Annotated in this window: 11 protein-coding genes and 1 pseudogene; 9 read left to right on the forward strand and 3 right to left on the reverse strand. The window is 60.6% G+C overall.

The annotated features are described in order from the left end of the window. Both Q0K43_RS07980 and Q0K43_RS07985 read right to left on the reverse strand, forming a co-directional pair. A pseudogene (locus tag Q0K43_RS07980) lies at positions 1-599 on the reverse strand (hypothetical protein); the annotation flags it as partial. Positions 600-667: 68 nt separating this feature from the next. Beyond that, positions 668-1,702, reverse strand: coding sequence for a hypothetical protein (locus Q0K43_RS07985; protein ID WP_297290025.1), 1,035 nt, complete (start codon positions 1,700-1,702; stop codon positions 668-670). Between the two features lie 439 nt (positions 1,703-2,141). Between Q0K43_RS07985 and Q0K43_RS07990 the strand changes: the two genes are divergently transcribed. The 6 genes from Q0K43_RS07990 (at position 2,142) to trmFO (ending at position 9,893) form a co-directional block, all read left to right on the forward strand. Further along, positions 2,142-3,524, forward strand: coding sequence for a TrkH family potassium uptake protein (locus Q0K43_RS07990; RefSeq protein ID WP_297290026.1), 1,383 nt, complete (start codon positions 2,142-2,144; stop codon positions 3,522-3,524). 28 nt (positions 3,525-3,552) lie between these two features. Continuing rightward, complete coding sequence (locus tag Q0K43_RS07995; protein WP_297290027.1) at positions 3,553-4,206, forward strand: potassium channel family protein; 654 nt, start codon at positions 3,553-3,555, stop codon at positions 4,204-4,206. A gap of 1 nt (position 4,207) precedes the next feature. After that, positions 4,208-4,978, forward strand: a complete 771-nt coding sequence (locus Q0K43_RS08000) for a TrmH family RNA methyltransferase (RefSeq protein ID WP_297290028.1) — start codon at positions 4,208-4,210, stop codon at positions 4,976-4,978. A 24-nt stretch (positions 4,979-5,002) separates the two neighbouring features. Continuing rightward, on the forward strand, positions 5,003-6,226 hold the full coding sequence (gene dprA, locus Q0K43_RS08005) for a DNA-processing protein DprA (protein ID WP_297290029.1): 1,224 nt from the start codon (positions 5,003-5,005) through the stop codon (positions 6,224-6,226). A 15-nt stretch (positions 6,227-6,241) separates the two neighbouring features. Further along, positions 6,242-8,518 (forward strand): type I DNA topoisomerase, encoded by a 2,277-nt coding sequence (gene topA, locus Q0K43_RS08010; protein ID WP_297290030.1) that lies wholly within the window; start codon positions 6,242-6,244, stop codon positions 8,516-8,518. Between the two features lie 67 nt (positions 8,519-8,585). Further along, positions 8,586-9,893, forward strand: a complete 1,308-nt coding sequence (trmFO, locus tag Q0K43_RS08015; RefSeq protein WP_297290031.1) for a methylenetetrahydrofolate--tRNA-(uracil(54)-C(5))-methyltransferase (FADH(2)-oxidizing) TrmFO — start codon at positions 8,586-8,588, stop codon at positions 9,891-9,893. A 4-nt stretch (positions 9,894-9,897) separates the two neighbouring features. On the opposite strand, the gene Q0K43_RS08020 is transcribed toward trmFO, so the two are convergent. Beyond that, entirely contained in the window at positions 9,898-10,137 is a 240-nt protein-coding gene (locus Q0K43_RS08020) for a hypothetical protein (protein ID WP_297290032.1), read from the reverse strand. A gap of 73 nt (positions 10,138-10,210) precedes the next feature. Here Q0K43_RS08020 and Q0K43_RS08025 point away from each other — a divergent pair, with 73 nt between their 5' ends. The 3 genes from Q0K43_RS08025 to Q0K43_RS08035 form a co-directional block, all read left to right on the forward strand. Beyond that, positions 10,211-10,456 (forward strand): helix-turn-helix domain-containing protein, encoded by a 246-nt coding sequence (locus Q0K43_RS08025; protein WP_297290033.1) that lies wholly within the window; start codon positions 10,211-10,213, stop codon positions 10,454-10,456. Positions 10,457-10,474: 18 nt separating this feature from the next. Continuing rightward, entirely contained in the window at positions 10,475-11,512 is a 1,038-nt protein-coding gene (gene plsX / locus Q0K43_RS08030) for a phosphate acyltransferase PlsX (protein WP_297290034.1), read from the forward strand. A 93-nt stretch (positions 11,513-11,605) separates the two neighbouring features. Continuing rightward, a partial coding sequence (locus Q0K43_RS08035; protein WP_297290035.1) for an acyl carrier protein occupies positions 11,606-11,751 on the forward strand: 146 nt, incomplete at its 3' end.

An 11,751-nucleotide genomic window follows, 5' to 3' on the forward strand; every position in this document is an offset into this window, starting at 1 on the left:
TGGAAAGTAGATATTTTAGAGGCATCAAACTCGGCTTGAGAATTATCGACAACATTCCAGATAAGACACTCCCAGACTGCAACCTCAAGTTGACCTGTAACAGAATCGGTTATCATGTCTGGCCAAGGGCCGACCCGGTACTCTTCGTCCTTCGTGTATACGGAGACACCCGGAGAGGCAAGGAACACGCCTTCGCCCAAGTACATGTAACAAGAACTATCTCGCAGAGTTTCGCTGCTGCCTTCGGCGCGGAAGCGTACTTCCTCCACAAAAGTTCCGGTGTCGGTCATTTCCTGCACCCACTGGCCGTCGTCATCCACAACGCCCAGCATAAATTTGTAGCCGTCATAGGCGTCGATTTCTTTCTTTACCAGGTGATAGCCGTCGCCGGAGCAGAGGATTTCGTCCCACTCCCCGTTGTTGGGGACATCTGCTTCCTGGCCGCCGCTGCCGGTGTCGCCCTCTGCCGATCCACCGCCGGCCGATGTGCTGGTCTCGGTGCTGGGTGTGTCGGCGTTGCTGCTGCTGGATTCGCCGCCGCAGGCTGCCAGAGACAGGATAAGGGCCGCTGAAAGAACCAGGTACCATACTTTTTTCATGTTGATCCTCCTTATTTCACTGCCAAAAGTAAGACAGTCTGATAAAAAAATCTTAATGTCGTACGGACTCAGGAGCCGGAAGAGACGGTATACTCCTGCTTGTCAAACATCACGCTGACCGTAAAGTTCTCCTCTGCGATGCTTTTGGGAACCTCAATGAGGCAGATCACTTTGGCGGTGGCCAGAGGCTGGATGTCGTTGTAGTTGCTCAGCCCTGCGCCGTCGGTATCCTCGCTGACCACAAAGCCGGTGTACTGATATTTGTCCATAAAGGTGGCCCGCCCGCTGATGAAGGTGTCAATGTCCTTGGCGGTGCTTTGGTAGTTGGTCACCTGGAAGGTGAGGGCCAGATAGGTGTTGTCGCTGCTATCCACCTTATAGTACCGGTAGTAGCCGTTGGTGTTGGAGGGGTATACCGCATCGGTAAACTCGTATCCCACAAAGGTCATATCCGCGTAATCGGGATTTTGGATCACATCCCCTGCCTTCAAGGGCGTGGTAGACTTCATTTCCGTGGAGGCGTTGTACTGACAGGTGAACAGCGTGCCATTTACGTCATAATTCAGGGTAAATTCGCTTTCCGTTTCGGGAACGGAGATGGCGGCGTGTACCCGGCAGCTGGAGAGGGGCGGGATATCCAGATTGGAAGAGACGCTGGTCATATCGTTTTTTTCGCCGCAATAGAGTACGCTGTCGTACTCGGCGCCGTTGGAGCCCACGGCGGTAGCGGTGAGCAATTCATCGCATTCGATGGTTTCAGAACTGGTATTGACCACGTCAAACACCGCGTCGATATAGATTTCCCCATCCTTTTTGTTTTCGTAGTAAAGGGTGCCGCCCATGCTGGCCCACACCTCGCTGGTGGTGGTGATCCGAACCAGGGTCAGCTCGGCATAATCGGGGATCTCATAGAGGGTGTCCAGTTCCAGTGTGGTGGCCTCAGGCTGCGTCTGCTCCGGCGTCTCCGTATTCTGGGGAGCGACCGAAGGGGGGATGGAACCGGTCTCCTCCTCGATGCTGATGCTTACCTTGCCGTTTCCGCTGCATGCGGCCAGGGCGCACAGCAGCCCACAGGCCAGCAGTATGGAAAGCAATTTCTTCATGATAAGTAACCTCCTCCTGTATGGATGATCTGCCAATTTATTTGGATAATGAAATTTTATCGTATTTTATGAAATGGCACAATATGCCAGCTGCATAGTATCCGAGGAAAGGGATCAAGGAGCTGGAGAAATCTGTTAAATATGCAGGGCAGAGGCGGGGCTGCACCACTGGCTTTTTATATATAAGGTAGGAAATTGAGGGCGGGTGTATAAAAATCGTTGACTTGAATATCTTTGAAAGGTATGCTATAGTTACCTTTGTATGATTCCACGGGGCCGTTTCCCGGATGGGCGGCGCCGCAGGGGGAGGCTGAAAAACCCCGGCAGGCGCGGTACCGGTGGGAAGAGAGACAGGCATACCAGAGGAGGATCATTCCTTCGGTATGCTTTTTGCGTAGCGCCCATGCCCCGGAACAGGAAAAGCCAGGAGGTCCCCACTGTGATCAAACGATCTGCCCTTTGGATGAGGGACATGTTTATCCGCAACCGGAGCCTGAATGCCACCCGGATCGTGGCAGGTTCCTTTGCGGTCATTATATTGGTGGGCGCATTGCTGCTCACGCTGCCCATCGCCTCCCGGGATGGGCAGAGCGCCGGATTCTTTACGGCGCTTTTTACCGCCACCTCGTCTACCTGCGTCACAGGCCTGATTCTGGTGGATACCTGGGTGCAGTGGTCTTTCTTTGGGCAGGTTGTGATTCTGCTGATGATTCAGCTGGGCGGCCTGGGGTTTATGACGGTCATTACCCTGGTGTCCTTTGCCCTGCGGCGGCGGATCGGCCTGTCGGAGCGGCTTATCATGGTGTCCACTCTGAACCTGAACGATCTGGATGGCGTGGTGCGCATGGTGCGGCACGCCCTGATGGGTACCTTCCTGATCGAGGGCATAGGGGCGGTACTGCTCAGCGTGGCCATGATACCCCGCTTCGGTATCCTGGGCGGGATCTGGCGAGGGATCTTCCATGCCATATCCGCCTTCTGCAACGCCGGCTTTGATCTGCTGGGCGGGCGGTACGGCGCGTTCAGCAGTTTGGCCGGACTTCAGAGCGACCCGTTGGTACTGGGTACCATTGCCGCGCTGATCGTGGTGGGCGGCCTGGGCTTTTTTGTCTGGGAGGATATCCTGGAAAAACGCTGCTGGCGCAACCTGTCGGTGTACAGTAAGATGGTGCTAATTGTCACTGGAACCTTGATTGTGGGGGGCGCCCTCTTCTTCCTGGTGGAGGAGTGGTCCAATCCGGCCACCCTGGGGGACATGCCGGTGTGGCAGAAAGCGGTCAACGCCGTGTTCCAGTCCGTTACCCTGCGCACCGCCGGCTTTGACGCCATTGGGCAGGGTGGACTCAGTGATACCAGTAAGGCCTTTTCTTCCATTTTGATGCTCATCGGCGGCTCCTCCGGATCCACCGCCGGCGGACTCAAGACGGCCACGGTGGCGGTACTGCTGCTGGCCCTTCGCTCCGGCCTGGCAGGGCGGGAGCAGGTCACATTCCGGGGCCGCACCATTCCTTACCGCCGGGTCCTCAACGCCATGACATTGGCTCTGGTGATGCTGTTTATGTTCCTGGTGGGGTCTATGGTGATTTCCACGGTGGAGAGTATGCCGTACCTGGACTGCGCCTTTGAAGTGGCCTCCGCGATGGGTACGGTGGGTCTGACCACCGGTATCACGCCCGCGCTGTCGGTGTTCTCCCAGACCCTGATCATTCTGCTGATGTATATGGGACGGGTGGGCGTGCTTTCCTTCTCCATCGCCTTTATTACCCGCAGCGGGCGGGCGGCCAAGATCAAATATCCGGAAATGAATGTGATGATCGGGTAACCACCCGGTTGGAAGGACGTGTGAGCAGATGAAAACCTTTGTGGTGATCGGGCTGGGCCGCTTTGGCAGCGCCGTGGCCACGGAGCTGAGTTCTCTGGGCCATGAGGTGCTGGCCCTGGACGACTCTGAGGAAAATGTACAGAAGGTGGCGGACAAGGTCACCCATGCCGTCACCGGCGACGCCAGAGATCCGGCGGTACTCCGGGCGCTGGGCGTGCGCAATTACGACTGTGCGGTGGTGGCGGTAGGTGTGGACGTGGGTACCTCCGCCCTCATCACGCTGAATCTGAAGGAGCTGGGCGTGCGCAAAGTGATCTGCAAGGCCCAGAGCCATGTACACCGTAAGGTGCTGGAAAAGATCGGCGCCGACCGGGTGGTATTTCCCGAGCATGAGATGGGCGTCAAACTGGCCCAGGGCCTGTCCAGCTCCAATGTGCTTAATTTTATTGAGCTGAGCGACGATTTTGGTATCGTGGAGACCACCGTGCCCCGGGATTGGCTGGGCAAGAACCTGATCGAACTGAATGTGCGCGCTCGGTACAAGGTCAACATCATTGCCGTGCGGAAGAAGGGACAGGAGGATTTCGATGTGACGCCCGGACCCAATACGGTGATGGAAGCGGGCGATACGGTGGTGGCCCTGGGCCGCACCGAGGACGTCAACCGCTTGCAGGATCTGTAATATGGAACTGGAGCGGATCACAAGCCGCCAGAATCCCCTGCTGGTGCGGCTGAAGAAATTGGGGAGCGACAAAAAAAGCCGGCGCGAGGCGGGCTGCTTTCTCTGCGAGGGCGTGAAGCTGGTGGAGGAGGCCCTGCGCTGGCATGCCCAGGTGGAAACTTTGGTGCTGGCGGAGGGAACCTGCCCGCCGCCGGGCCTGCCGGGGGACACCCGCCTGGTGGAGGTCCCTGCCGACGTGCTGAAATCGGTGTCCACTGTGGATACCCCCCAGGGGATGCTGGCGGTGTGCCGCACTCCGGCGCTGCCCCCCCCGGAGCGGCTGGTTCCGGGCCGCTATCTGGTGCTGGACGGCGTTCAGGACCCGGGCAATGTGGGTACCATCTGGCGCACCGCCGACGCATTTGGGGCAGACGGGGTGTTCCTGCTGCCCGGCTGTGCCGAGCCCTATTCGCCAAAGACGGTGCGCGCCACAATGGGGGCCTGCTTCCGCCTGCCGCTGTGGGAGATCGGACTGGCAGAACTGACTGCACGTTTAAGGGGAGCGGATATGCCCCTTTATGCCACTGCCCTCCGGGCGGATACCGCCGACCTGCGGGCAGCTGACCTGCGCCGGGCTGCCGTGGTCATCGGCAGCGAAGGCCGGGGCGTGTCTCAGCCGGTGCTGGACGCCTGCGCCCTGACGCTGAAGATCCCCATGCGGGAGCGGTGCGAGTCCCTCAACGCCGCGGTGGCGGCCTCCGTGGTGCTGTGGGAGGGCTGGCGGAACCAGTGAGAGCTTGGGAAAGGAGGCGCCGTTATGGCGGGCATCCAATATCTGCTCTGGCTTACTACACGGCGTGGCCTTTCGCGCCGGAGCCAGGTGGAGCTGCTGGAGTATTTCGGCGGCGCCGAGCGGGCTTACTATGCCGATCGCGCCGCCTATGAGGCGCTGCCCCTGACAGAGGAGGCCAGACGGGCCCTGTGCGACAAGTCGCTGGACCCGGCGGAGCGGATTCTGGAGGACTGCGACCGGCTGGGCCTGTTTCTGCTCAGCTGTCAGGACGCGGCCTACCCCGAACGGCTGCTGCAGCTGGCCGACTACCCCCTGATCCTGTATGGGAAAGGGACCCTCTTTCGCTTTGATGAAGAAGTTGCCATCGCTATGGTGGGTTCCAGAGCCTGTTCCAACTACGGCGAACGGGCAGCGGGACGGATCGCGATGGGCTTGGCCCGGGCGGGTGCGCTGGTGGTGTCCGGCCTGGCCCAGGGCATTGATACCGCGGCCCTGAAAGGCGCGCTCCAGGGCGGCGGCCGGGCAGTATCCGTGCTGGCCGGTGGGGTGGACGTCATTTATCCCGCCCGCAATAGCTGGCTGTATCAGGATGTGGCCGCCCGGGGCGCCATCCTGTCGGAAAATCCGCCCGGCACCAGGCCGGACGGCTGGCGGTTCCCGCTGCGCAACCGCATTCTCAGCGGCCTGTGCGCCGGTGTGGTAGTGGTCGAGGCGGGGGAGCGCAGCGGCGCCCTTATCACCGCCCATGACGCCCTGGACCAGGGCAGGGACGTCTTTGCCGTTCCCGGACCGGTGGATGCCGGCACCAGCGCCGGAACCAACCGGCTCATCGCCCAGGGCGAGGCCAAGCTGGTGGAGACCGCCGGGGATATCCTGTGTGAGTATGAAGGGCGATACGCCCATAAGCTGTGCCGGCCCCAGCCCATGACCGCCGAGGAGACGGACGGGCGGCTGGAGGTCATGCCCACCCCGCCGCCGGAGCCTGAGCCCAAACCCGCAAAGCCCGCCCAGGAGGAGGGGCTGCCCGTGGTACCCCGCAGCGGGCTGGAGCAGATGGGGGAGGAGCAGCGGGAGATCTTCTTCCTGCTGAGCCAGCAGGCGCTGACCGCCGACGACATCGTGGGTCGTACCGAGATCCCCGCCCGGCGGGTAAATACCGCCCTTACCCTGTTGCAGGCCGGGGGCTATCTGAAGGAATTACCGGGCCGGCGGTATGCCGCCGCCGTCCGTTTTGAGGAACAAGAATAAAGGAGTAATCGTACAGTGGCGAAATCAAATCTGGTGATCGTTGAGTCTCCGGCCAAGGCCAAGACCATCGGTAAATACCTGGGACCGGGCTATCAGGTGAAGGCCTCTATGGGCCATGTCCGGGACCTGCCCAAGAGCAAGATCGGCGTGGATGTGGACCACGACTTTGCCGTGGACTATCAGCCCATCAAAGGCAAGGAAGAGGTTATCGACGACCTGAAAAAGACCGCCAAGAAGAGCGAAAAAGTCTTTCTGGCCACCGACCCGGACCGGGAAGGGGAGGCCATTTCCTGGCATCTGAAGGAGATGCTGGGTATCCCGGACGACAAGACCTACCGGGTGACCTTCAACGAGATTACCAAGAAGGTGGTCAATGACTCCATCGCCCATCCCAGGGCCATCGACATGGACCTGGTCAACGCCCAGCAGGCGAGACGGGTGCTGGACCGCATCGTGGGCTACCAGATCTCCCCCCTGCTGTGGAAGAAGATACGCCGGGGCCTGTCCGCCGGACGGGTGCAGTCGGTGGCTACCCGTCTGGTGTGCGAGCGGGAGGAAGAGATCAAGGCCTTTATCCCCCAGGAGTACTGGTCCCTGGAGGCCGACCTGGCCCGCATTTCTCCCAACCAGGGCCAGTTCAAGGCCAGCTTCTACGGGAAAGAGAAGAAGATGGACCTGAACAACGAGGAGGAGGTCCAGGCGGTGGCAGACGCCGTCCGGGGCGCACCCTTCTCGGTGAAGAGCGTCAAGCGGCAGGATAAAAGCCGCAACCCGGCGCCGCCCTTTATTACCTCCACCCTCCAGCAGGAGGCCAGCCGCAAGCTGAACATGACCCCCCGGCGCACCATGTCCATCGCTCAGCAGCTCTACGAGGGCGTGGACATCGAAGGAGAAGGCACCGTGGGCCTTATTACCTACATGCGTACCGATTCCCTCCGCCTGTCCGACGAGGCCACCGCCGCTGCAAGAGACTTCATCCTGTCCCGCTACGGCGCCGACTACTACCCCGGCAAGCCCCGGGTGTACAAGACCAAGTCGGGGGCCCAGGACGCCCACGAGGCCATCCGGCCCTCCAACGTCCACCTCACCCCGGACGAGATCAAGAAATCCCTGACTGCCGAGCAGTATAAGCTCTATAAGCTGATCTGGAGCCGCTTTTTGGCCTGCCAGATGGCCTCTGCCGTGTATGACAGCGTGTCCATCGAGGTGGAGTCCGCCGGCTACGCCTTCCGGGCCACCCACTCCGCCCTGAAGTTCTCCGGCTATACCGCCGTCTATGTGGAGGGCAAGGACGAGGAGGAGGAGGCCTTCCAGTCCCCCCTGCCCGATCTGAAGGAGGGGGAGCCTCTGGAGCTGAAGGGCCTGACTCCCGACCAGCACTTCACCCAGCCCCCCAGCCGCTATACCGAGGCCACCCTCATCAAGGCCCTGGAGGAGAAGGGCATCGGACGCCCCTCCACCTACGCCCCCACCATCTCCACCATCCTGGACCGGGAGTATGTGGTGAAGGAGGGCAAGAACCTGCGTCCCACCCCCCTGGGGGAGGTGGTCACCGGCCTGATGAAGGACAAATTTACCGACATCGTGGATACTGCCTTCACCGCCAACATGGAGGAGCAGCTGGATCAGGTGGAGACCGGCAAAGTGGACTGGAAGAGCCTGCTGGGCCAGTTCTACGGCGGCTTTGAAAAGGAACTGAAGCAGGCCGAGGCCGACCTGGACGGGGAGCGCATCAAGGTACCCGACGAGGTGTCCGATGTGATCTGCCCCAAGTGCGGCCGCAACCTGGTCTATAAGTCGGGCCGGTTTGGCCGGTTTTTGGCCTGCCCCGGCTGGCCGGAGTGCGATCACACCCAGCCCATCGTCATTGAAATGCCGGGCAAATGCCCCAAGTGCGGCGGCAAGATCCTGAAAAAGACCTCCAAGCGGGGCTACGCCTACTACGGCTGTGAAAACAACTCCAACAAGGACGAGGCCCGCCGCTGCGACTTCATGACCTGGGACGTGCCGGTGAAGGACAACTGCCCCCAGTGCGGCCACACCCTGTTCAAGAAGTCGGGCCGGGGCTTTAAGAAGCCCTTCTGCATCAACCCGGAGTGCCCCAACTTCCTGCCGGAGGACCAGCGGGGCTATAAGAAAAAGACCACGGCGGAGACTCCGGCGGAGGGTACACCCCCGGAGGAGAAGAAGCCCGCCAAGAAGGCGGCGGCCAAGAAAACCACTGCCAAAAAGACCACGGCGAAAAAGACGGCGGCCAAGAAGCCGGCCGCCAAAAAGAAAGCTGAATCGTAGGGGCGGCCTTTATGGCCGCCCGCGGGCGACCGCAAGGGTCGCCCCTACGGGCTGAAAAGGAGAACCTATGGAACCTGTGACCGTCATCGGGGCGGGGCTGGCGGGCAGCGAGGCCGCCTGGCAGCTGGCCCGGCGGGGTATCCCTGTGATTTTGAAGGAAATGAAGCCCCATAAAATGACTCCCGCCCACCATACCCAGTGGTTTGGAGAACTGGTATGCTCCAACTCCCTGCGCTCCGACCAGCTGGAGAATGCGGTGGGCCTGCTGAAAGAGGAACTGCGCCGTATGGGGTCTCTCATCCTCTCCTGCGCCGACGAGCATCGGGTGGAGGCCGGCGGCGCCCTGGCGGTGGACCGCCACGGCTTTGCCCAGGCCATCACGGAAAAAATCCGAAGCCATCCCCTCATCACCGTGGTGGAGGAGGAAGTCACAGCCATCCCCCCGGAGGGGAATGTGATTGTGGCCTCCGGGCCCCTGACCTCCGACGTGCTGGCGGAGGCCATCAAAGACTTCTTCCCCGAGAGCCATTACCTGAACTTCTTTGACGCCGCCGCCCCCCTGGTCACCTTTGAGAGCGTGGATATGGACAGCGCCTTCTTCGCCTCCCGCTATGATAAGGGGACTCCTGATTATGTAAACTGCCCAATGACTGAGGAGGAGTACGACGCTTTCTGGACCCAGCTGTGCGCAGCCCAGGAGGCGGAGGTCCACGGCTTTGAGGACAAGAACGTGTTTGAGGGCTGCATGCCGGTGGAGGTCATGGCCCGCCGGGGCAAGCAGACTTTGTGCTATGGGCCGTTAAAGCCCCGGGGCCTGCGGGACCCCAAGACCGGCAAGGAGCCGTTTGCCGTGGTGCAGCTGCGGCGGGACAACGCCGACGGCACCATCTACAATCTGGTGGGCTTCCAGACCCACCTGAAATGGCCGGAGCAGAAGCGGGTGTTCTCCATGATCCCCGCCCTGAAAAACGCGGAGTTTGTCCGCTACGGGGTCATGCACCGCAACACCTATCTGGACTCCCCCCGGCTGCTGGACCGGTACTACCGGGTGAAGAAGGACCCGCGCATCTGCTTTGCCGGCCAGATCACCGGGGTGGAGGGCTATGTGGAGTCCACCGCCTCCGGCTTCCTGGCGGCGGTGGAGCTGGCCCGGCGTCTCACCGGCAAGCCGCCGGTGGATTTCCCCCAGGAGACCGCCACCGGCGCCCTGGCCTTGTATATCAGCAATGAGAGTGTCATCGACTTCCAGCCCATGAATGTGAATTTCGGCATCATTCCGCCCCTGGGCTATAAGGTCAAGGGCAAGCGGAACAAGAATGCCGAACTCTCCAAACGGGCCCTGGAGAGTTTGAGCGGGCTGGATGTGGCCCCGTAACAATTCAAAGGCGGTGGAGGGCCAGGCCCAGCCGCAGGCCCCGCAGGAAGGCGGCCTCCTGATCTGCCCGGCCCTGTTCCGCCAGAACTTCCCACAGCTTGTCCATAAATTCCTCCCCCAGTCCGGCCCGAACGGTATCCAGATGCCGTGCCAGCAGCCGCTGGCGGGATGCGTCCTCGGCGTCGGGGAGGGTGAGAAAATGCTCCTGCGCCAGGGAGAGGAGATCACACAGCAAAGTATCCATAACATTACACATCATTAGATATAATCTAATATAAGAATACTAGATTATATCTAATATGTCAAGGGGGAAGGTCATGTTTCAGCGAACTGTATTTTCCACACGGCTGAAAGAGCTGATCCAGAAGCAAAATATGACCTATGCTCAGTTGGGGAAGATTCTGGGTGTATCCACTGCTCAGGTCAGTGATATGGCCAACGGGAAAACCGCCACCACAATGGAGCGGCTTTATATTTTGTGTGAAACCTTTCAGGTTTCCGCCGACTACCTGCTGGGCCTGACCGACGAACTCCGCCCCATATCAGATGTGGAAAGAACATAGAAAGAAGAGGAGAACCGTATGAAGATCATCGTAGACGCTATGGGGGGCGACAACGCGCCAGTCTCCAATGTGCGGGGCGCGCTGGCCGCAGTTCGCGAGCTGGGGGTGGAGGTCATCCTGGTGGGCCGTGGGGAGGACATCCTCAAGGTCCTGAAGGACGACGGCATCGACGAGCTGCCTCCCGGTCTGGAGATTGCCCACGCCAGCCAGGTGGTGGAGATGTGCGACAACCCCGCCACCGCCTTCCGGGAGAAGAAGGACTCCTCCCTCACCGTGGGCCTCAACCTGCTGAAAAACGGGGACGGCGACGCCTTTGTGTCCGCCGGCAGCACCGGGGCCCTGCTCTCCGCCGCCACCCTGATGATCAAGCGGGTGCGTGGTATCCGCCGGGCTGCTCTGGCCCCCGTGGTGCCTACGGGCGCAGGCGGCGCGGTGCTGATCGATTGCGGCGCCACCGCCGAGGGCACACCGGAGTACCTGCTCCAGTTTGCCTTTATGGGTTCCTACTATGCCGAGCGGGTGCTTAAGCGGCCTGAGCCCAAGGTGGGCTTGCTGAACATCGGGGCGGAGCCCTCCAAGGGTACCGATCTGCAGCGGGAGGCCCACGCCCTGCTCACCGAGGCCGACAAGGCCGGACGTATCCGTTTTGTGGGCAATGTGGAGGCCCGGGAGGCGGTGTTCGGCCAGGTGGACGTCATTGTGTCCGACGGCTATTCGGGCAATATCTTCCTGAAAACGATGGAGGGTACCGGCGGCTTTATGGCCAAACAGCTCAAGGCCATGTTCAAGAAAAATCTGCTGACCAAGCTGGCGGCGGTGCTGGTATCCGGCGGCCTGAAGCAGTTCAAGAAAATGATGGACTCCGGCGAGGTGGGCGGTACCGCCCTCATCGGCATCTCCAAACCCGTCATCAAGGCCCACGGTTCTTCCGACGACTACGCCATCAAAAACGCCATCCGGCAGGCCAGGGATTTTGCCGCTTCCGGCATGATCGACGACCTGGTGGAGAACATCTCATACATGCGCATGCCCGCCGGCGCAGAGGAAAAAATTTGACTTACCTATTGACAGGCGATGGAAACTTGCCTATTATCATAGTGCAAGAGCAAAGACGCCGTCGGACGACGGGTGCGACAGGAGTAGATGAACATGATTTTTGAGAAGATCGCCGGTCTGCTGTCCGAGCAGTTTGGTGTGGAAGCTGACAGCATCACCATGGACACCTCCTTCGAGGATTTGGGCGCCGACTCTCTGGACATCGTGGAACTGACCATGGCGGTGGAAGAGGAGTTCGG

The organism is uncultured Flavonifractor sp. (assembly GCF_944383115.1).
In the GTDB taxonomy this organism is placed as follows: Bacteria; Bacillota; Clostridia; order Oscillospirales; family Oscillospiraceae; genus Flavonifractor.

Excerpts from the sequence above, each read along its gene's own strand:
- trmFO (WP_297290031.1), top strand. The coding sequence starts at position 8,586 with ATGGAACCTGTGACCGTCATCGGGGCGGGGCTGGCGGGCAGCGAGGCC.
- Q0K43_RS07995 (WP_297290027.1), top strand. The coding sequence starts at position 3,553 with ATGAAAACCTTTGTGGTGATCGGGCTGGGCCGCTTTGGCAGCGCCGTG.
- Q0K43_RS08000 (WP_297290028.1), top strand. The coding sequence starts at position 4,208 with ATGGAACTGGAGCGGATCACAAGCCGCCAGAATCCCCTGCTGGTGCGG.
- plsX (WP_297290034.1), top strand. The coding sequence starts at position 10,475 with ATGAAGATCATCGTAGACGCTATGGGGGGCGACAACGCGCCAGTCTCC.
- Q0K43_RS08020 (WP_297290032.1), bottom strand. The coding sequence starts at position 10,137 with ATGGATACTTTGCTGTGTGATCTCCTCTCCCTGGCGCAGGAGCATTTT.
- Q0K43_RS08025 (WP_297290033.1), top strand. The coding sequence starts at position 10,211 with ATGTTTCAGCGAACTGTATTTTCCACACGGCTGAAAGAGCTGATCCAG.
- dprA (WP_297290029.1), top strand. The coding sequence starts at position 5,003 with ATGGCGGGCATCCAATATCTGCTCTGGCTTACTACACGGCGTGGCCTT.
- Q0K43_RS07985 (WP_297290025.1), bottom strand. The coding sequence starts at position 1,702 with ATGAAGAAATTGCTTTCCATACTGCTGGCCTGTGGGCTGCTGTGCGCC.